General features: G+C 61.8%; 17 protein-coding genes. 10 read left to right on the top strand and 7 right to left on the bottom strand.

Going from position 1 to position 19,991, the window contains the following annotated elements:
- Window positions 1-32: 32 nt before the first annotated feature.
- Both Q5H93_RS20105 and Q5H93_RS20110 read left to right on the top strand, forming a co-directional pair.
- Window positions 33-1,247, top strand: coding sequence for a glycosyltransferase family 2 protein (locus tag Q5H93_RS20105; protein WP_305008466.1), 1,215 nt, complete (start codon window positions 33-35; stop codon window positions 1,245-1,247).
- Window positions 1,248-1,419: 172 nt separating this feature from the next.
- The gene (locus Q5H93_RS20110) at window positions 1,420-2,049 is read left to right on the top strand and encodes a hypothetical protein (RefSeq protein WP_305008468.1); all 630 of its coding nucleotides are present in this window, start codon (window positions 1,420-1,422) and stop codon (window positions 2,047-2,049) included.
- A 9-nt stretch (window positions 2,050-2,058) separates the two neighbouring features.
- Here Q5H93_RS20110 and Q5H93_RS20115 read toward each other — a convergent pair whose 3' ends face one another.
- The 3 genes from Q5H93_RS20115 to Q5H93_RS20125 all read right to left on the bottom strand — a co-directional run bounded on the left by Q5H93_RS20115 (window position 2,059) and on the right by Q5H93_RS20125 (window position 4,741).
- Window positions 2,059-2,655: a class I SAM-dependent DNA methyltransferase gene (locus tag Q5H93_RS20115; protein WP_305008469.1), complete on the bottom strand. Its 597-nt coding sequence runs from the start codon at window positions 2,653-2,655 to the stop codon at window positions 2,059-2,061.
- Window positions 2,633-3,391: a PIG-L deacetylase family protein gene (locus Q5H93_RS20120; protein ID WP_305008470.1), complete on the bottom strand. Its 759-nt coding sequence runs from the start codon at window positions 3,389-3,391 to the stop codon at window positions 2,633-2,635. Before Q5H93_RS20120 ends, Q5H93_RS20115 begins: the two co-directional genes overlap by 23 nt.
- Before the next feature lie 174 nt (window positions 3,392-3,565).
- On the bottom strand, window positions 3,566-4,741 hold the full coding sequence (locus Q5H93_RS20125; protein ID WP_305008471.1) for an acyl-CoA dehydrogenase family protein: 1,176 nt from the start codon (window positions 4,739-4,741) through the stop codon (window positions 3,566-3,568).
- A 175-nt stretch (window positions 4,742-4,916) separates the two neighbouring features.
- Here Q5H93_RS20125 and purH point away from each other — a divergent pair, with 175 nt between their 5' ends.
- The 6 genes from purH (at window position 4,917) to Q5H93_RS20155 (ending at window position 11,985) form a co-directional block, all read left to right on the top strand.
- Window positions 4,917-6,452 (top strand): bifunctional phosphoribosylaminoimidazolecarboxamide formyltransferase/IMP cyclohydrolase, encoded by a 1,536-nt coding sequence (gene purH, locus Q5H93_RS20130; protein WP_305008473.1) that lies wholly within the window; start codon window positions 4,917-4,919, stop codon window positions 6,450-6,452.
- A 263-nt stretch (window positions 6,453-6,715) separates the two neighbouring features.
- Complete coding sequence (locus tag Q5H93_RS20135; protein WP_305008474.1) at window positions 6,716-7,741, top strand: rod shape-determining protein; 1,026 nt, start codon at window positions 6,716-6,718, stop codon at window positions 7,739-7,741.
- A 156-nt stretch (window positions 7,742-7,897) separates the two neighbouring features.
- Complete coding sequence (gene mreC / locus Q5H93_RS20140; protein ID WP_305008475.1) at window positions 7,898-8,836, top strand: rod shape-determining protein MreC; 939 nt, start codon at window positions 7,898-7,900, stop codon at window positions 8,834-8,836.
- Window positions 8,833-9,360, top strand: coding sequence for a hypothetical protein (locus Q5H93_RS20145; protein WP_305008477.1), 528 nt, complete (start codon window positions 8,833-8,835; stop codon window positions 9,358-9,360). The genes mreC and Q5H93_RS20145 overlap by 4 nt, the downstream gene beginning before the upstream one ends.
- Window positions 9,361-9,491: 131 nt before the next feature.
- Window positions 9,492-11,327 carry a penicillin-binding protein 2 gene (gene mrdA, locus Q5H93_RS20150; protein ID WP_305008479.1) on the top strand — a complete coding sequence of 612 codons (1,836 nt, stop codon included), beginning with the start codon at window positions 9,492-9,494 and terminating at the stop codon, window positions 11,325-11,327.
- A gap of 103 nt (window positions 11,328-11,430) precedes the next feature.
- Window positions 11,431-11,985, top strand: a complete 555-nt coding sequence (locus Q5H93_RS20155) for a Riean_0653 family protein (RefSeq protein ID WP_305008480.1) — start codon at window positions 11,431-11,433, stop codon at window positions 11,983-11,985.
- A gap of 98 nt (window positions 11,986-12,083) precedes the next feature.
- Here Q5H93_RS20155 and Q5H93_RS20160 read toward each other — a convergent pair whose 3' ends face one another.
- Window positions 12,084-13,793, bottom strand: a complete 1,710-nt coding sequence (locus Q5H93_RS20160; RefSeq protein ID WP_305008481.1) for a sodium:solute symporter family transporter — start codon at window positions 13,791-13,793, stop codon at window positions 12,084-12,086.
- A gap of 67 nt (window positions 13,794-13,860) precedes the next feature.
- Window positions 13,861-15,045 (bottom strand): aldose epimerase family protein, encoded by a 1,185-nt coding sequence (locus Q5H93_RS20165; protein WP_305008482.1) that lies wholly within the window; start codon window positions 15,043-15,045, stop codon window positions 13,861-13,863.
- Window positions 15,046-15,435: 390 nt separating this feature from the next.
- Between Q5H93_RS20165 and galK the strand changes: the two genes are divergently transcribed.
- A complete protein-coding gene (gene galK, locus Q5H93_RS20170) occupies window positions 15,436-16,605 on the top strand; it encodes a galactokinase (RefSeq protein ID WP_305008484.1) in 1,170 nt (389 codons plus the stop codon).
- Between the two features lie 4 nt (window positions 16,606-16,609).
- Window positions 16,610-17,653 carry a UDP-glucose--hexose-1-phosphate uridylyltransferase gene (locus tag Q5H93_RS20175; RefSeq protein ID WP_305008485.1) on the top strand — a complete coding sequence of 348 codons (1,044 nt, stop codon included), beginning with the start codon at window positions 16,610-16,612 and terminating at the stop codon, window positions 17,651-17,653.
- A gap of 96 nt (window positions 17,654-17,749) precedes the next feature.
- Here Q5H93_RS20175 and Q5H93_RS20180 read toward each other — a convergent pair whose 3' ends face one another.
- Together Q5H93_RS20180 and Q5H93_RS20185 are read right to left on the bottom strand one after the other, a co-directional pair.
- Window positions 17,750-18,799 (bottom strand): glycoside hydrolase family 43 protein, encoded by a 1,050-nt coding sequence (locus tag Q5H93_RS20180; RefSeq protein WP_305008487.1) that lies wholly within the window; start codon window positions 18,797-18,799, stop codon window positions 17,750-17,752.
- A 55-nt stretch (window positions 18,800-18,854) separates the two neighbouring features.
- Window positions 18,855-19,949, bottom strand: coding sequence for a glycoside hydrolase 5 family protein (locus Q5H93_RS20185; RefSeq protein ID WP_305008488.1), 1,095 nt, complete (start codon window positions 19,947-19,949; stop codon window positions 18,855-18,857).
- Between the last annotated feature and the right edge of the window lie 42 nt (window positions 19,950-19,991).

Consider the following 19,991-nt stretch of genomic DNA (forward strand, 5'->3'; position numbering starts at 1 on the left):
CCTTTGAGAATGCAGCGCGTACTGAATGGCGCATGAACCACGCTACGCCTGCCCGTTTTCATATTTCCCAGGCCGGGACCGGGGCTGCTCCGGCGCTGGCCGTTGCTGAAGCTGCGCCGCTGAGAGACGACGCCGCCACCAGCCTGCGGGCCCAGCTGCCGCCACCGCACCGCGCCTTGCAGGCCTGCGTCATCATCCCCGCCAAGGATGAAGCGGCCGGCCTGCCCGCCACCCTGGCAGCGCTGGCGGCCCAACTCGACCGGCACGGCCAGCCCTGGCCCGTCAATTCGTTTGAGATTATCGTGCTGGCCAACAATTGCCACGACGCCACCGCCGAAGTAGTGCGCGCCCAAGCCCGCCGCTACCCGCAGCTGTCGCTCCACGTGGCCGAGCTGTGCCTGCCGCCGGCCCAGGCCCACGTCGGGCGGGCCCGCCGCCTGCTCATGGACGAGGCCGGCGCCCGCCTGGAGCTGGTAGGCCAGCCCGCCGGCCTCATCCTCAGCACCGATGCCGACACCCAGGTGGCGCCCAATTGGCTGGCGGCTAATCTGGCCGCCGTTGCCGCCGGGGCCGAAGCCGTGGGCGGCCGCATCCTGACGCTGGCCGATGAGCTGAACGTTTGCCCGACTGTGCGCCGCACCCAGCTGCGCGACGCCGCCTACCACCTGCTCCGCGCCCAGCTCGAAAGCCGGCTCGACCCCGACCCGGCCGACCCCTGGCCCCGCCACCACCAGCACTTTGGCGCCAGCCTGGCCCTTACGGCGCGGGCCTACCGCCGCGTGGGCGGCCTGCCCGACGTGCGCTACCTCGAGGACGAGGCCCTGTGGCAGGCCCTGCGGCGGCACGACGTGCCCCTGCGGCACTGCCCGGCGGTGCGCGTCGTCACCTCGGGCCGGCACGAGGGGCGGGTGGAAGTGGGCTTGTCGTGGCAACTGCGGCAGTGGGCCACGCTGCACCAGCAGCAGGCCGAGCCGCTGGTGGAGTGTCCGGCGCAGCTGGCCGCCCTGTGGCGGGCGCGCCGCCAGCTGCGGGCCGTGTGGGCGGGCCGCGCAACGCTGGATGCCGCCCTGGCGCAGGCACTGCGGATAGGCTTGCCTGAGCTAACGGCCTTGTTGGGTCAGGCGGCCCCTTTTGGCCAGTTGTGGGAAGACGTGCTGGCGGCACGCCGCGCCGCTGGCGACACCATTGCGCTGCAGCCGCTGTCGCTGGCCCTGGCAGGCTTGCGCCTGCTGCTGGCCCGGGCGTAGGGCAATAGGGCGCGCTGATTGCCTTTACCGCTGGGGCTGGGGTTGCCACAAATTTTATTTGTGGAAAAATTTGTGTTATGGTTTACCACAAATTTTCTGTTGATAAAAATTTGTGGTATCGAGTGCCACAAATTTTATTTGTAGAAAAAGTTGTGGTAATCCCCGCCCATCCATGTATCGCCCCGACCATTCTATTGCCCGCCTTGTTCAATACCTCGGCCTGACTCAGGTAGACCTAGCCGGTTACCTCGGGGTGAGCCGCGACCAGCTGGCCGGCTACGCCAGCGACCGGCACAGCCTGCCGATGCTGCCCAATCTGTACCTGGTCCACCTGTGTGGCAAGGTGCCACCGGCCGTGCTTAACGACCCGGCCTACCGGGCCCGGCGCCTGTGGCCAGCCGATGAACCTCTGTCGCTGGCCGAGGTGCTCGACCCGGCCGCCCCCGGCGGCCCCCTGCAGGTGGGGCCGCTACGGCTGCGAATGCTGGAATGCAAGCTGCAGGCCCACCGGGTGCGGCTCGAAATAGCGCGGGCCAGCCGCAAGCTGGCCCAGGCCCTGGCCCGGCAGCAGCTGCTGCCCGCCCTGCGTGCCGACCCGGGCTTCCCGGACAGCCTGCGCGATGAAGCCCGCGAAGCTCGCCGCCAGCGCTGGCTCGACTGGCTGGCCCAGGACACGGAATCCCAGCTGCGGGCTTACGACCGCACCGCCCAGGCCCTGCGGGTGCTGCGGGCCGAAGCCCTCGAAAGCGAAGAAGCGCGCTTGCAGGCTTTGCTTGATACCCTGCCGCCCGAAAGCGAGTAATGCGTGGGGTTAGCGTTTCTCCAGCACGTCGAGCCGGTAGGTGTCGTGCCGTTGCCCGCTGAGGTGGCGGAGCGGGCCGGTTTCGCCGGCTTGGTTTAGAAAATGCGCGTGCACTTCGTCGCCCGTCAGCGGGTAGTCGTGCACCGGGGGCGTCCAGTGCACCAGCACGAGCTGGCCGCCGCTGGGCAGGGCGTCGATGAGCAGCCGGGTGGCCTTCTCCAGGTCGGCCGGGGCCCAGTAATAGCCCACTTCCGACACCAGAATCAAGTCGAACGGCTGCGGCGGAAACTCCTCGGGCACCTGCATTCGCCGGATTTCGACCTGCGGCAAGCCCGCGCAGCGCTGCCGGGCCTTGAACAAGGCCGTTTCGCTTACATCCACGGCCAGCAGGTGGCCGCAGCGCGGCGCCAGCTGCGCCGTGAGCACCCCCAGCGAGCAGCCGATTTCGAACGCCTCGGCGTAGTGCGGCCGGGGCAGGGCGGCCAGGGTAGCGGCGTATTTGCCGTGCTCGTAGGCGCTGGTTTCGAAGTGCCAGGGGTCGGCGTTGGCCGCGTACACGTGGTCGAAATACTCGGGCGGCAGGCTATTGGGCTGGTTCTCGTTCATCAGATAGGGCTTCAAAATAAACTTCGTAAGGCTGCTGAAAATGAGCCAGCATTTCCGGATACAGCAGAAATCCGTTGGCATCGTCGGTGAAAATGCCGGGCGCCAGCTGCGAGCGATGCGCACGAATGGCGCGCTGCTTCTGCGGCAGCGCGGCCCCAATATCGAGCCGGAAGCCACGCACGCCGTCGGCGGGCTGGGGCAGGTCGGCGGGGGCGGCGCGCTCCCAGGCCCACACCACGTATTCGAGGCGGTGGGGCGGGGCGGGCAGCTGCGCCAGCGCCGCCTGCACCAGCTGGCTGCTGGCGCGGTGGTCGGGGTGGGGGTCGCGGCGCCAGGGCGCCAGCACGGTGGCGGGCTGGGTTTCTTCTAAAAAGGTGCGCAGCCGTTTCACCGCTTCGGTAAAGCCGGGCTGCCCCTCGGCGGGCACCTGGCCATCGGGCAGTCGCAGGCACAGCGGCTCGTGGGCGTCGACGCCCAGCAGGCTTAGCGAGTGGCGCAGCTCGCCCTCGCGCACGGCCCGGCGGGCCTCGGGCGAAAACAAGCGGGAGCGCGGGTGCGACATCGTGCCGTCGCTCACCAGCACTGGGTGCACCGGCTGGCCGGCCTGGGCCAGCAGCGCCAGCAGGCCGCCGCAGCCCAGCGCCTCATCGTCGGGGTGGGGGATAACGACGACGGTAGGGCCAAACTGAGCCGCGTAGTCGGCGGAGCGAAGTGGAAGGTCGGCGAAAGCGGTCAAAAGCGTATGATATGATATGTAGCTGGCGCGCGTCTCCGACGCGTGCCGATTGGGTTCGAGCCTCCGGCTCGTTATTCTGAGCGGCTCGTCCGGTAGGTCGTTCTGGCGCCGAGTCAGAGACTCGAAGCCAGTCGGCACGCGTCGGAGACGCGCGCCAGCAGAAATTGGCACGGGCTACCACAGCTGGTTGGCCGGCTCCGCGTGTTCCAGCACGAAGCGGCCCACGTCAGCCAGGGCTGCATCGGGCGCGGGCTGGCGCAGGTAGTGCGTCAGGTCGCGGTGCAGGCGCTCGAAGGGCTCGGGCTGGAGCAGGCCGCGGGCGCCCACGCAGCGCTCGGCCAGCCGCAGCATATCGAGGCAGATGGTTTCGATGGCCGTGCGGGTCATGTTGGCGTAGGCCACGGTGGCTTCGGCCGGGGCCTGGGCAGCGGCCTGCTGGGCCGCGCCGCGTAGCCAGTGCCGCCCGCTTTCCAGCAGGATGGCCATTTCGCCCAGGCGCTGGCGCTGGTAAGGGTCGTCGAGCCGGCCCAGGCTGCGCAGGAAGCGCCGCGTTTCGTCAAACACCGCCTCGGCCCCGCCCAGTTGCACCGCCGCGAAGCGAATGGCCCCGCCGCTAAACCACGGCTGGCGGTAATACTCGTTAGCCGGGCCGATAAGCGCGTCGGCCGCCAGCTCCAGCTCCGCCAAATCAGCCCGGAAGCTGGCCGAGGCCCGCATCCCCAGCGGCCGCCAGAAAGAGCGGTCGAGCACGGGCGGTTGCGCCTCCGCATCCAGCACGAACAGCTGCCAGCCCTGCCCCTCGGGCAAGGCCCCAGTAATGAGCGGGCGGCTAACATGCCCCGCGCCCGAGGCAAATGTCTTGGCCCCATGCAGGCGGTAACGCCCGTCCGGCAAAGCCTCCAGCTGCACGCCTTGCGCCGGATTCTCGGTATTCCACACGCCGAACAAATGCCCGGCCCGGGCATCGGCCGCCGCCCGCGCCACCTGCGCCGCGCTGCCAAACTGCTGGATGAGCAGCAGCGCGTTCAAATGGCCTTCGTAAATACGTCCCACCGCCAGATTGCCGCGCCCGATGTGGCGCAGCAGCTCCAGTAGTGGCCCGGTAGCGGCGGGCGTGTCGAGGCCTGCGCCGCCCAGGTCGGCCGGAAGCGTGGCCGTGAGCAGGCCGGCGGCGCGCAGCAGGTCAAACTCCTGAGTTGGAAACCCGCCGACGGCATCCGTGGCGGCGGCCAGCGCAAACAGCTGCGGAGCCAGCCGGGCACCCGCGGCTTCGGCCGCCGGGGTGCCGGGGACGGTGGCGGGCAGCGGTTCGGGCGGAAAAGCTGGATTGGCGGATAAGTCGGCGACCATGCGGGGGAGGGGAGTGACGGGAACCTTGCTATACTGTGCCATCAGCGCTGGGGTTAAAGCCGGGCTTTTAAAACCGCCGGAATATCCGAATTAACCGGGCGGGCGCTTGGCCCCGCCCCAGGGTCGGGCCTACCTTTGTGGCCGGCAATTTCGCCCCGCTTTTTCCCCGCCGATTATGTCGCAACGCCCCATTCGTGCCGCCCTGCTTTCCGTGTATCACAAAGACCGTCTGGCCCCGCTGGTGCAGCTGCTCAAGCAGCACGGCGTCACGCTGTACTCGACCGGCGGCACGCAGAAATTTCTGGAAGATGAAGGCGCCGAAGTGGTGGCCGTGGAAAGCCTCACCGGCTTCCCTGAGGTATTCGGTGGCCGCGTGAAAACCCTGCATCCCAAAGTATTCGGCGGCATCCTGCACCGCCGCCACGAAGACGCTGACCTGGCTCAGGCCGCTGCGCACGGCATCCCGCCCATCGACCTGGTAGTAGTCGACCTTTACCCCTTCGAGGAAACCGTAGCCAGCGGCGCCCCCGAGGCCGACGTGATTGAGAAAATCGACATCGGCGGCATTTCGCTGCTGCGCGCCGCCGCCAAAAACTACCGCGACGTGCTGGTAGTGAGCAGCCGCGACCAGTACGCCGCCGTCACCGAGCTGCTGAGCGCCAAAAACGCCAGCACCGACCTCGACGACCGCCGTCACTACGCGGCAGCAGCCTTCGCTGCCACCAGCCACTACGACACCGAGATTTTCAAATACGTCAGCCAGGACACCGCCGTGGCCGGCACTCAGCTGCGCCTCAGCCAACAGCCCGGTACCCCCCTGCGCTACGGCGAAAACCCCCACCAGGCCGGCACTTTCTATGGCGACCTCACTGCTCTCTTCGACCAGCTGCACGGCAAGCAGCTCAGCTACAACAACCTCGTGGACGTGGACGCCGCCGTGGCCCTGATGGCCGAGTTCACCGACGGTGAGCCCGCCTGCGCCATCCTCAAGCACACCAACGCCTGCGGCGTGGCCCAGGCCGCCACCCTCCACGAGGCCTATGCCAACGCCCTGGCCTGCGACCCCGTGTCGGCCTTCGGCGGCGTTATCATCGTGAACAAGGAAGTGGATGTGACCACCGCCGAAGAGCTCAACAAGCTGTTCTTCGAAGTGCTGATTGCGCCCGGCTTCGCCGCCGATGCCCTGCCGGTGCTGCAGAGCAAGAAAAACCGCATCCTGCTGCTGCAGAAGCCCGTCGAGTTTCCGCAAAAGCAAGTGAAAACCCTGCTCAACGGCTTCATCGAGCAGGATTTCGACCGCGTAGTGGAAGGCGCGGCCGAGTTCCGCACCGTCACCCAATCGGCCCCCACGGCCGAGGAAACGGCCGCTCTGGAGTTCGCCCTCAAAATCTGCAAGCACACCAAGAGCAACACCATCGTGCTGGCCCGCGCCGGCCAGCTGCTGGCCTCCGGTGTCGGCCAGACCTCGCGCGTGGACGCCTTGCGCCAGGCCATCGAGAAGGCCGCCAGCTTCGGCTTCGACCTGCACGGCGCCGTGATGGCCTCTGACGCCTTCTTCCCCTTCCCCGACTGCGTGGAAATTGCGGGCGCCGCCGGTATCCGCGCCGTGGTGCAGCCCGGCGGCTCCATAAAGGACGCCGACAGCATCAAAGCCGCCGACGACCTGGGCATGGCCATGGTGCTGACGGGCGTGCGACACTTTAAGCACTAGAACGACAAACTCCCCTCCTTTTCAAGGAGGGGATGTGAGGCGCGAAGAGCGCCGAACGGGGGTGGTTAGGCGGGACCGCGCCGTCAGAACGACGCAGTAATCAATTCGATTTGCGCGAAAGCCCTGCCGACGCCTAACCACCCCCGTTGCGCTTGCAGCGCAACATCCCCTCCTTGAAAAGGAGGGGAGTTAATCCTGCCGTACCTTTGCCCATTATTTTGCGCCGACCACCACGGCCTATCCGCTATTAATCCCTCAACCCTATGGGTTTCTTCAATTTCCTGACCAGCGACATCGCCATCGACCTGGGCACGGCCAATACGCTCATCATTCACAACGACAAAATCGTGGTGGATGAGCCGAGCATCATTGCCAAAGACCGCACCACCAACAAGGTGATTGCTGTCGGCAGCAAGGCCCAGCAGATGCACGAGAAAACCCACGATAACATCAAAACCATCCGGCCCCTGAAGGACGGCGTTATCGCCGACTTCCACGCCGCCGAGGAAATGATTAAGGGTTTGATTAAGCTGATTGACAACAAGTCGCGCCTGTTTCAGCCCTCGCACCGCATGGTGATTTGCATCCCCTCGGGCATCACCGAGGTGGAGAAACGCGCCGTACGGGACTCGGCCGAGCACGCCGGGGCCAAGGAAGTGTGGATGATTCAGGAGCCGATGGCAGCGGCCATTGGGATTGGGATTGACGTGCAGCAACCCGTTGGCTCGATGATAATTGACATCGGAGGCGGCACCACCGAAATTGCCGTTATCGCGCTGTCGGGCATCGTGTGCGACCAGTCGATTAAGACGGCCGGCGACGTCTTCAACCAAGACATTCTCGACTACATGCGTCGGCAGCACAACCTGCTCATCGGCGAGCGCTCGGCCGAGCGTATCAAAATCGAAGTGGGCGCGGCCCTGACCGAGCTCGACAACCCGCCGGCCGACTACGAGGTGCGCGGCCGCGATTTGATGACTGGTATTCCGAAAGTTATCCGCGTCACGTTCTCCGAAATTGCCATTGCGCTGGATAAGTCGGTGGCCAAAATCGAGGAAGCCGTGCTGAAAGCGCTCGAAATCTCGCCGCCCGAGCTGTCGGCCGACATTTACGAGAATGGCATTCACCTCACCGGCGGCGGCGCCCTGCTGCGCGGGCTCGATAAGCGCCTGGCGGCTAAGACCAAGCTGCCTATTCACATTGCCGAAGACCCGCTGCGCGCCGTGGTACGTGGCACGGGCAAGGCCATCAAGGACATTCCGGCCTACCGGGGCGTGCTGCTGACGTAAGGCTTGAGCATTGACAAAAAAGAACGTGTCATGCTGAACGCAGTGAAGCATCTTGTCACCGTAGAACGACGCAGTAATTCATCGTTTTAGCGTGAGAAGATGCTTCACTGCGTTCAGCATAACATGTTCTTTGAAAATCACAATTATTAACCACCCGTGCGGAATTTATTCCTCTTCCTGTTTCGATTTCGCGGGGTGCTGGTGTTTAGCTTATTGCAGATAATCAGCCTGTATCTGTACGTTACCAATAGCTCGTACCAGCGGGCGGCCTTCTTCAACTCGGCCAATACCTACGCGGGCATGCTGCTGGCCCGCCGCACGCAGGTGACCGACTACTTCCACCTGGCCGAGCAAAACCAGGCGCTACTGGCCGAAAATGCCGGTTTGCGCCAGCAGCTTTTCCGCCCCGACACCACCGGCCGCGAGGCCGACTCGGTGCAGATACCGCCCGACCCGGCCGATTCGCTGCACCGGCCGCGCTACCGCCGCCCGGCCGCCCGGCCCGATACCGTGGTGCTGGCGCTGCAGAAGCTGGCGGCCCTCGACCCGGCGTATCCGCTCATCCCGGCGCGCGTTATTAATGGGACCTTGCGCAACGTGGACAACTACCTGACGCTGAACGTGGGCTCGGCCAACGGCGTGCAGGCCGGGCAGGGCGTGGTGGCCAGCAATGGCGTGGTGGGCCGGGTGAAAGTGGTGAGCGAGCACTACGCCACGGTAGCCAGCATACTGCACTCTAAAGTGTTGGTGACGGCCAAAATAAAGCGTGACGGCACGGTGGGAAGCGTACACTGGCCCGGCGACGACCCCACCGTGGCCCTGCTCGACTACATTCCGCGCCAGAACAAGGTGCTGCGCGGCGACACCATTATTACCTCCGGCTACAATTCCATTTTTCCGGAAGGGTTGTTTATTGGCAAGGTCGAGTCGTTTATTAAGGAGCCGGACAAGAACTTCTGGACGGTGCGGGTGCGGCTGGGCGTCGATTTCACGCGCCTTACTTACGTGTACGTGGTGCGGCCCCGCGCCAAGGCCGAGCGCGACACGCTGGAAGCCGGCACGGGCATTAAGCCGGAAGGGGAGGGCAAGCAATGAAAGAGCTAGGAACGGTTGCCATTCAGCTGATTCGCTTTGCGATATACGCTGTGGTGCATGTGCTGCTTATCAGCCGGCTGGTGCTGTTTGATTTGGGCTGGTGCTTTTTTTACCTGGGCTTTCTGCTGTTTTTGCCCTTGGGCACACCCATCGTGGTGCAACTGCTGCTGTCGTTCGTGATGGGGCTGACGATGGATATTTTCTACGACACCGGCGGGTTGCATGCGGCGGCGGCGCTGCTGCTGGGCTACCTGCGCCCCTGGGTGCTGCGCCTGCTTACGCCCCGCGACGGCTACGACGCCCAGGACTCGGTGAACGTGCACCAGATGGGCTGGCAGTGGTTTGCGGTGTACCTGCTGCTGCTGGTGCTCATTCACCACGTCACGTTTTTCGTGCTGGAACTGGGCAGCTTCCAGCATTTTGGCCAGACGCTGGGAAAGATTTTGACCAGCGTGCTGTTTACCAGCCTCGCGCTGCTGATTGTGCAGCTGCTGTTTTTCCCGGTGCGGCGGGGGCGGCAGTAGGGAAATTATGAATTATAAGTTATGAATTATGAGTTGGCCGTTCGGGTATAGTGTCGACAGCTTGTAGTCCATGCACGAAAAGGCTCTTTTCGCAGTTTATAATTCATAACTTATAATTCATAATTCTCAACGTGCAATACCTCGAAGGCCGCAAATACGTCGTGCAGGGCATTTTCCTGGCCGTGGCACTGCTGTTTGCGGGGCGCTTGTTTTACATGCAGGTGCTGGACGATACCTACAAGCTGGCCGCCGACCGCAACACCCTGCAGCGCATCGTGCAGATTCCCTTCCGCGGCCTCATCTACGACCGCAAGGACCAGCTGCTGGTGCAGAACACGCCCGTGTATGACCTTATGGTGGTGCCCCGCGAGGTAAAAGGGCTTGATACCATGCGATTGTGCCAGCTGCTGCAGTTACCGCAGGACGAGCTGCGCGCCAGCCTGAAAGCGGCCAAAGCCTACTCCCGCGTGAAAGCCTCGCCGGTGCTGCAAAACCTAAGCACGCCCGACAAAGCCGCCATTGAGGAAAACCTGATTGAGTTTCCCGGTTTCTACGTGAAAGCGCGCATGGCGCGGGCTTACAAAACCAGTAACTTAGCTCACGCCCTGGGCTACGTGGGAGCCATCACGCCGGCCTTCCTGGAAAAGCCCAAGTACGCCAAATACGTGCCCGGCGACAACATCGGCATCACCGGGCTGGAGTCGTTTTACGAGCAGACGCTGATGGGGCGGCGCGGCGTGCAGTACAAGATGGTGAACGTGCGCGGCATCGAAAAAGGCAGCTTTCGCGAAGGCGAGTTCGATACGCTCTCGGTGGCCGGGCAGGATTTGCATTTGAGCATCGATGCTGATTTGCAGGCCTATGGCGAGAAGCTGCTGGCGGGCCGGCGCGGCTCTATCGTGGCGCTGGACCCCAAGACGGGCGAAATCCTGGCGTTCATCTCCGCCCCGCGCTTCGAGCCGAACTTGCTGACGGGCAAGGGCTCGGGCAACCGCTACATGGCCCTGCTGAATAACCCCGACCGGCCCTTATTCAACCGGCCCTTGCAGGCCACCTACCCGCCGGGGTCAGTATTCAAGCTGGTGAATGAGCTGGTGGCCTTACAGTTGCGGGTGGTGACGCCCAACACGCCCTTCGAGTGCAACTGGAAGCTGGTGAAGTGTACGCACCGCCACGAGGCTCCCATCAATGCCAGCATTGCCATCAAGAACAGCTGCAACCCGTACTTCTACCAGGTGATGCGGGCGGCGGTGCTGCGCGGGCAGAGCAAAAACAAGTTCGAAGACGCCCGCCTGGGCCTGGGGCAGTGGCAGAAAATGGTTAAATCCTTCGGCCTGGGCGAGAAGCTGGGCGTGGACATGAGCCAGGAAAAGCGCGGCCTCATTCCCTCGCCCGACTACTACGACAAGCGCCTCGGCTACCACCGCTGGGTGTACCGCACGGTGTACTCACTAAGCATCGGGCAGGGCGAAATCGGCATTACCGGCCTGCAAATGGCTAACCTGATGGCGACTATTGCCAACCGCGGCTGGTATTACACGCCGCATTTTGTGCGCGGCATCGGCAACGGCGGCCCGCTGCCGCAGTTCCGGGAGAAGCATTACACGGCCGTCGATACGGCGCTGTTCAAATACATCATTCCCGGTATGCGCGAGGTGGTGGACGGCCGCGGCGGCACCGCCGAATATGCTTCGCTGGCGCAATACGGCATTTCGGTGGCCGGTAAAACCGGCACCGTGCAAAATCCCCACGGCGCCGACCACGCCACCTTCGCCGCCTTCGCGCCGGTCGAAGACCCCAAAATCGCCATTGCCGTGTTCATCGAAAACTCCGGTTTCGGCGGCACCTCGGCGGCCCCGGCGGCGGGCCTGATGATGGAGCGCTACCTGCGCGGCAAGGTGCTGCCCGGCCGAAAAATATGGGAAGACTGGATTATGTTTGGCGACTTCAACAAGCGCCGGCACTAGCATTAGTATCGTTAAGGCAAGCCAGCTGCCAAGCTGCAATAGCTCGCAGGTGTTAACTTTAGGGTAAATACTATTCCAGTTATCGTTAGCTGTCCACCGTCTATTGAAAGCCCTGCGCCTACTCCTGTTGCTGCCGTTGATGAGTATGACCAAGTGTCTGCAGCAGCCAGCCCCTACCTTCAAATTACCTCCGGCTACGCAGCGCGGAGCTAACGTTATTGGCTTCGTAACCGGCGGCCGGATATGGCGCAGCTATGGGGAATACAATTACGATTCGACGCTGTACGGCAATAATTTACGGGCCTACCGTAGCCGCTTTGGGAATTTCTACCTGCAGGCTCGTCAAGAGGCGAAGGACGTAGACGAGTCGTTGCGCATCACACTCGATACCTTGGTCCAAGTTGGTACCTATCAGTTCAATCCCCGGCCGGATGTGACGACTAGCAGCCATATTTCCCGAGAGCTGGAATTTATGGAGAACTACAGAGTTTACAGCTCGCGGGCCAATGGCAGCACGGCCACGCTGACTATCACTTCCCTCGACACAATGCAACACATCATCGCCGGTACTTTTTCGGCCCGGCTGCGAAGCACTAACGATACGACAACCAGAGTAGTTACCCTTTCAGATGGGCGGTTTGATGTGCGTTATTATTAGCGTAACAAACTGCTAGATAGCAAAATGATTTGGAAAACATGAAGCCCGGTTTCTGGTGCAGAAGCCGGGCTTTATGTTATAAACCTGCCAAAAACAGGCTACCAGAACTTAATATACAGTGCCGAGATAACCAGCAGCAGCAGCACAATCTGCATAATCTGCGCGGGCTTGACGCGGAACTGGCCTGGCTCCAGCGGAATGGCTTTTGGGTTGATGGCCGGGCCGGCTAGGCTCAGCACCACCATTAGAATGGTAGTGAAGAAGAACGACAAACCCATGCTTACCAGGAAAGGGATTTCATACACGCCGTCGGCGTTTTTGAAAGCCGAGTACAGCAGCGTTTCGGGACCGAACAGGCGCGGGGCAAAATCGTTGAACAGCAGCGAGAAACTGAAGCCGGCCAGGATGCCGGCGATGCCCGCCGTGGCCGTGGTGCGCTTCCAGAACATGCCCAGCAGGAACACCGCCACGATGCCGGGCGAAATGTAACCGGTGTATTTCTGCACGAAGGTGAAGCCGCCTTCGCCGCCCACGCCGAGCAAATCTTCCCAGGTGAAGAGCACAGCCAACAGCATGGCCAGCAGCACCGTAAGGCGGCCCACCACCACCAGCTGCGTTTCGGAAGCGTTGGGGCGCAGGTAGCGCTTGTAGATGTCGAGCGTGAAGATGGTCGAAATCGAGTTGACCTTACCGGCCAGCGAGGCCATGATGGCCGCCGTGAGGGCCGCCAGCGACAAGCCTTTCAGGCCATTAGGCAGGAAGGAAAGGATGGCCGAGTAGGCGTTGTCGGCTTTCAGCGCGCCGCCGACGCTCATTTCCGCCTGCAGGCTGCCGTGCTGGTGCAGCACGTAGGCCGCAATGCCCGGCACCACCACTACCAGCGGCATCAGCAGCTTGAGCGAAGCGGCAAACAGGATGCCCGAGCGGGCCGTCTTGAGGTCGGCCCCCAGGGCGCGCTGGGTGATGTATTGGTTACAGCCCCAATAGTTTAGGTTGGCTACCCACTGGCCACCGGCGTACATTGCCAGGCCTGGCAAAGCCAGGTAGCGGCTGATTTCAGGTTGCGTGGATTCGGCCGTGGGCTTGGGGAAAATAAGGTGGAAGTGGTCCTGCGCCGAATCGAGCATGGCGCCGAAACCGGCCACGGCATTCGGGCCCAGCCCAAATTTCTCACCCACCAGCGTGAGGGCCAGGTAGCTGGTAGCCAGGCCGCCCAGCAGCAACACCGTTACCTGGATAACGTCGGTGTAGCCCACTACTTTCATGCCGCCCAGCGTAATCAGCACCGCCGATACCGCCAGCCCGATGAGAATCAGGTGGAAGGTGCCCCCATCGGTAGTGCCCACCAGGTTGTTGATAGCCAGCGCGCCAAGGTAGAGAATAACCGTCAGGTTGACCAGAATGTACAGAAACAGCCAAAATACGCTCATAATCAGGCTCAGCGTGCTGTTGTAGCGCTGTTCCAGAAACTGCGGCATGGTGTAAATCTTCTGCTTCAGGTAGATGGGCATGAAGAACACCGCTACGAATACCAGCACGATGGCCGCCACCCACTCGTAGGCCGCCACGGCGATGCCCTGGGCAAAGCCGGCGCCGGAAGCGCCGATGAATTGCTCGGCCGAGATGTTGGAGGCAATCATGCTGGCCCCGATGGCCCACCACGTCAGCGAGCCCTCGGCCAGGAAGTAGTCTTTCGAGTCGAGCTGCGCCGACTGCTTGCGCTTGTAGATGTAGTAGCCGTAGCCCGATACGCCGATGATGTAGAATAAAAAGACGAGTAAATCGAACGTAGTAAGTCCGTTGCGCATAAGTTAAGACCTTGGAAGTAGTTAAACAGAAGGCCCCCGCCCGGTTCGGTAGGGCAGGGGCCAGCGGTTATTTGCGGACGCCGAACTTGTAAATCGTCGTCGAATGGAAGTTCTCGCCGGGCCGCAGCACCGTGCTGGGGAACTTGGCCTGGTTGGGCGAATCGGGGAAGTGCTGGGTTTCCATGCAGAAGCCGTAGTGCTGGTTGTACACCGTGCTGCCCTTGCCTTTCTGCTTGCCGTCGAGGAAGTTGCCGGAGTAGAACTGCAATCCCGGCTGGTCGGTGCTCACTTCAATGGTGCGGCCCGTGGTGGGCTCAAACACGGTGGCGGCCACGCGTAGGCCTGCGCCGTTCAGCACCCAGTTGTGGTCGTAGCCGCCGGGGGCCGCGCCGGGCACCTGCGCGATGCGCTCGCCGATGGCGTGCGGCGCGGTGAAGTCGAACGGCGTGCCTTTTACGTCTTTCAGTTCACCGGTCGGAATCAGCGTATTATCAACGGGCGTGAACTTGTCGGCATTCAGCGTCACAATGTGGCCCAGAATGTCCTTGGCTGTGCTGTGGGCCAGGTTGAAGTAACTGTGGTTGGTGAGGTTAACGACGGTTGGCTTGTCGGTAGTGGCCGTGTAATCGAGGCGCAGGGCATTGTCGTTGGTCAGCGTGTATACCACCGTGGTAGTGAGGTTGCCGGGGTAGCCTTCTTCGCCGTCCTTGCTCAGGTAGGTTAGCGTCAGCGTGGGGCCGTCGGCCGAGGTGCCGGGCGTGGCCTGCCACACGCGCTTGTCGAAGCCGCGCAGGCCGCCATGCAGCGAGTTGGGGCCGTTGTTCACCGGTACCTGGTAGGCTTTGCCGTCGAGCGTGAATTTGCCCTTGGCGATGCGGTTGCCGTAACGGCCAATCAGGGCACCGAAGTAGGGTGAATCTTTTTGATAATCAGTCAGATTGTCGTAACCCAATACCACGTCGCCCAACTGGCCGGCTTTGTCGGGCACCAGCAGGCTGGTCACGATGCCGCCGTAGTTGGTGATAGTGGCCTTCATCCCCGCTTTATTGGCGAGCGTGAACAGCTGCACCTCGGCGCCGTCGGTGGTTTTGCCAAACGAGGCGGCCGTGGGAGCTGCCGCTTGCGTCGAGTCGGCGGCCGTGGTGGTAGCCGTGGTTTCCTGCGTGGCGGTGGGCTTCGATTCGCAGCTGGCGAGCAGGAGCAGGCCGGTCAGGCTGCCGGCGCACAGGCGGAGGGTGGGAGTGAAGGGCATAGGTAAAGCGGGAGTGGGAAAAATGTCTTAAAAGGGTCAGAATACCGCCCAGTTAAGTGGAGTGATGGAAATAATACTGGTGCTACGACCACCAGTAGCGGCAATGCAGATGCGAAATAAGCGCTTTTATGCAAACGATTGCACGTTTCATAAATTAATTTGCCAGAAATATTTTGCGGCGGACAGACTCAGTGCGGCATTTTAAACCTGCTTATAAATCTTTTACGCATCAGCTCATTATCATTTGAAAATCGGTTAGGCGTAAACTTCCGCTGTGGGTTTGTGCAAACGTTTGCATCTTTGGTAAATTTATACCACTTTTAACCCCTGATTTCTCCGCTTTTCTTTTCAGCACGTATTATTTCTCTTCCTCCTTTCCACCCTGTATCTATGCTTGCTCTCGCTATTGCCGACGCATTTCAGCAGCGCTTTGGCTATTCGCCGCTTTTAGTGCGGGCCCCCGGCCGGGTCAACCTCATCGGTGAGCACACCGATTATAACAACGGGTTTGTGCTGCCCGCCGCTATCGACAAGGAAATTACGTTTGCTATTGGCCTCAATAAGAAAGATGTAATTCGCCTGTTTGCTTTTGATAATGACGAAGCCGTAGAAATTCCGGTGGGCGAAATCAAGCCTTCGCAGACGCAGTGGGCCAACTACCTGCTGGGCGTGGCGGCGCAGTTTCGGGACGCCGGGGTAGTGGTACCGGGCTTCGACTGCGTGTTCGGCGGTACTATTCCGATGGGAGCGGGCCTGTCGTCATCGGCGGCCGTGGAGTGTGGGCTGGCTTTCGGCCTGAATGAGTTGTTGCAAACCAATTTCGACCGCATGAAGCTGGCCCGCATGGCCCAGAAAGCCGAGCACACCTACGCCGGCGTGCAGTGTGGGCTGATGGACCAGTTTGCCAGCCTGTTCGGCCGGCCCGGTCAGGTGGTGCGGCTGGATTGTCGCTCGACCGAATACACGTATTTCCCCTTCGATGTCAGCCACTATCACCTGGTACTGTGCAATTCGGGGGTGAAGCACGCGCTGGCCGACTCCGAATACAACACCCGCCGACAGGAGTGCGAGCGCGGCGTGGCGCTGCTGCAGCGGCATTACCCGGCTGTGCAGAGCCTGCGCGATGCGACTGAGGAGCAGATTGAAGCGCATCGCGCCGAGCTGGGTGACGTGGTGTACCGCCGCTGCCTGTACGTGGTACAGGAAAATGCCCGGGTAGTAGCAGCTTGTGAGGCGCTGGCAGCTAATGATATGTCGGCTTTTGGTCAGTTGATGTACGGCAGTCACGCCGGTCTGCGCGACAACTACGAAGTGAGCTGCCCCGAGCTGGATAAACTGGTAGAAATTGCTCAAGGGCAGACTGGTGTGCTGGGCTCCCGCATGATGGGTGGCGGCTTTGGTGGCTGTACTATCAATCTGGTAGAGGCTGAGCATGTTGCTGCTTTCGTGGCCACTACCAGCGCCGCTTTTCTGAGCTTCTACCGCCGCGGCCTGGAAACTTACCAGACTAGTATTGTCGGCGGCGTCAGTGAGTTAGAGCCTGTCACGCAATCTGCTTAGTTATATGTTTGATACCGCGCAACATTCGCACCGCCGCCTCAACGCCCTCACCGGCGACTGGATTCTGGTATCGCCGCACCGGGCCCTGCGGCCCTGGCAGGGCCAGCAGGAGCCGCCCGAGGCCGAACAACGGCCGGAATACGACCCTACCTGTTACCTCTGCCCTGGTAACACCCGCGCCAACGGCTCGGTGAACCCGCAGTATGCGAGCACGTTCGTTTTCGACAACGACTTCGCCGCCCTGCAGCTCGACGTGCCTGCTGGCGGCCTGCACCGCGGCCTGCTCCAGGCCGAATCGGAAACCGGCTTGGCCCGCGTTATCTGCTTTTCGCCGCGCCACGATTTGACGTTGCCGGAGATGAGCGCGGCCGAAATCCGCAACGTGGTGGAGGTATGGACCCGGGAATACCTCGAAATCGGGGCCCGTGAGGACATCAACTACGTGCAGATTTTCGAGAACAAAGGCCAGATAATGGGCTGCTCGAACCCGCATCCGCACGGCCAGATTTGGGCCCAGGGCACGGTGCCGGTAGAGCCCGCCAAGGAAAGCGTGCAGCAGGCGTCTTACTGGAAAGAGCACGGTCGCAGCCTGTTGACTGACTACCTCGTCACCGAGCTGGAGGAGAAAACGAGGGTGGTGCTGGAAAACGAGCATTTCGTGGTGCTGGTCCCCTTCTGGGCCACCTGGCCTTTCGAGACGCTGCTACTGCCGCGCCGCCACGTTACGTCTATCGAGCAGCTGACGGACGCGGAAAAGGATGCCTTTGCTGATGCGCTACGCCGCCTTACCATTCGCTACGACAACCTGTTTCAACTCTCTTTCCCGTATTCGGCCGGCCTGCACCAGCGGCCTACCGATGGCGAGGAACACCTGGAATGGCACCTGCACATGCACTTCTATCCGCCGCTGCTCCGCTCGGCTACGGTGAAGAAATTCATGGTAGGCTACGAAATGCTGGCTAACCCGCAGCGCGACGTGACGCCGGAATGGGCGGCCGAGCGACTGCGGGCGCAGTCGGAGGAGCATTATAAAACGGCGGTGAAATAACTGTCTGTCATGCTGAACGCAGTGAAGCATCTTTTCACGCTGGAACGATTTGTTCTAACGTGAAAGGATGCTTCACTGCGTTCAGCATGGCAGTTTCTATTCCCCCGACGGCCGCGCCAGCGGCTGCCCGGGCGCTACCGGCTTTCCAAAGTTGGGCGTGCCATCGGGGTTCCAGGTGAAGGGCTGGGCGCGGGGCGAGCGGAAGCGGCCGCAGCCCTGGCCGGGCTCGTCATTGGCGTGGTAGAGAATCCAGTCCTGCTGACCATCCGGCGACTTGAAGAAGGAGTTGTGGCCGGGCGCGTACACTTTATTCGCCGCATCCTGCTGGAAAATCGGTTGCGGCGACTTCGTCCAGGAGCTGGCTTGTAGCAGGTCGCTGCTGGCGTCGGCCGTGAGCATACCCAGCGAGTAGAAGTCGGTCCAGCAGCCGCTGGCTGAGTAGATGAGGTAGAGCTTGTTGCCGTGGCGTAGCACTTCCGGGCCTTCGTTTACGTCCACGTGGGCGGGGTCCTGGGGGTTGTTGAGGTCGCCGTTTTTCTCCCAGCCAAAGGTGGGCGTCGATACGCGAACCCGTTCGCCTTCAATAGTCCAGGGATTCTTCATCTTGGCCAAGAAGATGTTCTGGCGGCCGTTCGCGTCGCCCTCCCAGCCCGACCACACGAAGTACAGCTGCTTCTGGTGCTCGAACACCGAGCCGTCGATTGCCCACTTGTTCGTCGGGTCTTTTATCTGGCCTTTGTCGGTCCAGGTGCCCTGCAGCGGGTCGGCCGAGCTGTTTTCCAGTACCCAGAGGCGGTGCGTCTGGTTGGTGCCCGCGTCGGCGGCGTAGTAGAGGTACCACTTGCCGTTGAGACGGTGCAACTCAGGCGCCCAGATTTCGCGGGAGTTGGGGCCGGTGGTGGGCGGCGTCCACACCACCTTGCTGGGCACGGTTTTCAACTGGCTCAGGGACTTGGTTTTCCAGAGCGTGATGTTATTGCCGGTGGTGTGGGTGTAATAGTAATAGCCATCGTGGTAAATGCTCCACGGGTCGGCCCCGGCGGGCAGCAGCGGGTTGGTGAAGGTGGCGTCGGTTTTTGGCTGCGCGTAGCCCGGCGTGGTCAGCAGCGCGGCCAGCAGAAGCAGCAGGGAGGAAATACGTTTCATAGCTCAGAAAGACCAAAAGAAGTCCCCCGGCACGGCTGCCGGGGGACCAGAAAATCTATTTCCCGTTCGTTTTGCGAATCAGGTCGGTTTCGTCCTGATGGTAGGGCGTGCCATCTTTGCGAAACACCTCGTGGAACCACTCGCCGGGCTCGCCGCCGTCGGCCAAGGGCACATCCCACTGATACTTCGTGTTGGTTTTGCCATCCACCAGGCCCCAGTTGATGGCGCCGATGTTTTCCTTTTTCAGCAGCGGAAAGATGTTGACGAAGCGCGAGTTGCGCGGGCGGGCCATGTACTCGGTGCAAATCATGGGGCGGCCGTGGGTTTTCAGTAGCTCGATGACGCGCTGGTGGGCCTGCGTATCGTCGTAGTTGTGGTAGGTGATGATGTCAGAGTTCAGCGCTTGGTAGGTGTTCAGTTCGATAAAGCCCCAGTTCCACAAGCCCATGCTCAGGGGCTGGTCGGGGTTCACGGCGCGGGCCCAGGCGAAGGTGTTGCGCACCAGCGGCAACGAAGAATTATTCTTGCCACTGTTGCCGGGTTCGTTATATAAGTCCCAGAAAGCGATGCGCTTATCGTGGGCGAAGCTGGTCAGTACGTCGGTCACGTAGGGCTTCAATTTCACGAAGGTGGCCGAGTCGCGCGAGGCTGGGTCGCCGGGGTCCTGCACCCAGCCCGAGTTGTGAATGCCGGTTTTGGGCGCCGGCTGGGTGCCGATTTTCGCCTCCTTGTTCCAGCAGTCATCGAAGAACACGAAGATAGTCTGAATGTGGTGCTTGTCGGCAATGGCGAGATAATCGTTCATGCGCTTCTTGAAGCCCGCCTGGTCCTGCTGCCAGGCCAAGCTGTGCAGAAATACGCGCATCGTATTGAAGCCGATGCCCTCGGCCCAGCCGAGCTCGCGGTCGATGGTGGTGGGGTCGAAGGTGCTGGCCTGCCACATTTCCAGCTGGTTGATGGCCGTGCTGGGGGTGAAGTTGGCCCCGCTCATCCACTTATGGGTCTTGTACCAGGAGTTAGCCTTCTCGGCCGACCAGCGCTGGCCGGCTACGGTAGCCGTGGCGTCGCCGCCCTTGGTTTTAATCTTGGTTTTCTGGGCAAACGTGCTGGTAGCGGCCAGCAGCAGCAGAGGAAGCAACAGCTTTTTCATGCGAGCAAAATAGTTGTAAAAAAAGAATGACTTAGTAAAAAG

The sequence above is a fragment of the Hymenobacter aranciens genome (assembly GCF_030580865.1).
In the GTDB taxonomy this organism is placed as follows: domain Bacteria; phylum Bacteroidota; class Bacteroidia; order Cytophagales; family Hymenobacteraceae; genus Hymenobacter; species Hymenobacter aranciens.